The sequence below is a fragment of the Pseudomonas sp. P5_A2_2 genome (assembly GCF_054177685.1).
This window is the reverse complement of the sequence record NZ_JBGCUL010001273.1, coordinates 1-1,126: the sequence shown is the minus strand read 5'-3', so window position 1 is coordinate 1,126 and position 1,126 is coordinate 1. Positions and strand designations below refer to the sequence as shown.

Sequence of the window (1,126 nt, the reverse complement as noted above, 5' to 3'; positions counted from 1 at the left end):
ACCAAAGCGACACCGGTCAGTTATCAGATTTTCCGCAAGGGCCGCCCGTTCGGCCCTCAGTCCGCCAACTTTCCAGTGAACTTCGAGGTACCTATTCCATGGATTCCGTGGCCCCCCATTGATTGGCCGAATCCTGTTCATCCAGACCTGCTCGCCGGTGAAGTCAAAAACTTCGATGACAGCCGGACCAATCAGCTGATAAGGGCTGACAAGGGCAAGGACGCCAAATTCACCTTCAAGTGGTATGCCTCGGCAAAGGATGATGATGTCGTTGATTTTTTCTGGAACGGGCTGAGAGTCGTTGAGGCACAGGTCATTTTTGACGCAGCAACCCATACGCCTGGCGATGACCTTACGGTTGATATCCTTTGGAAATACATCAGAGACGGTGGCAATGGCGACCCCGTACCAGTGCACTATCGGGTCCACCGGCCTGGTGTGGAAAACGACCAGGATTCCAAAACCACGGACGTTGAGGTCAATGCGGTAGCAGTTGAGTTGCCCGCTGCAAGCTTTCCGAAAATCCCCAATCCAGCCGGTTATCCGGGGTGTTCGGCGCTGGAGTCTGATGGCGCGCTGTTGGTGCGAATACCCGATCTGACGGGGCTGCTAGACGATGGCGACACCATCAGTTTCGAGTTCACTCCCATGATAGGGGATGACTTGTCCTCGCCCGACAATCCCATTCCCAACGTGAAGTTCGAAAAGGATTTTGACTTGGGTAGTGCGGGTACGCCCGTGACCGGCTTCGAATTTCGGGTTGAGCCTTACGCCACTTATATCCAGCCGCTTTATGACCAGAATCCGACGACTCGCCGGGGGCGAGTGAAGATCCAGTATTTCTTCGATGATGGAACAGAGACGGTCGAGTCTGAGGCGTTGGTCAGTCGCACAGCGTTCCACAGGCCGAATGATCCTTGCCCAATAGTGCCTTAGGTGAAATCACAGAGTCGATTCGGATGTTTGCCGTCCGTGTCGACTCTGGCTCAACACTTGTGAACATCGGCTACCCAGTTGGAAGGGAGTACTCAAGTGTTGTTTCGGATTACTCCTACATATCTGGTGTAGGAAGTTTCTTAGGATTGCCGCCCCAACAGATACACGATCTGGAAAAGCGCCAGTAGGT

The 1,126-nt window shown here is 53.6% G+C and carries 1 pseudogene; it reads left to right on the top strand.

Going from position 1 to position 1,126, the window contains the following annotated elements:
• A pseudogene (locus ACXRVY_RS30750) lies at positions 1-936 on the top strand (hypothetical protein); the annotation flags it as partial.
• Between the last annotated feature and the right edge of the window lie 190 nt (positions 937-1,126).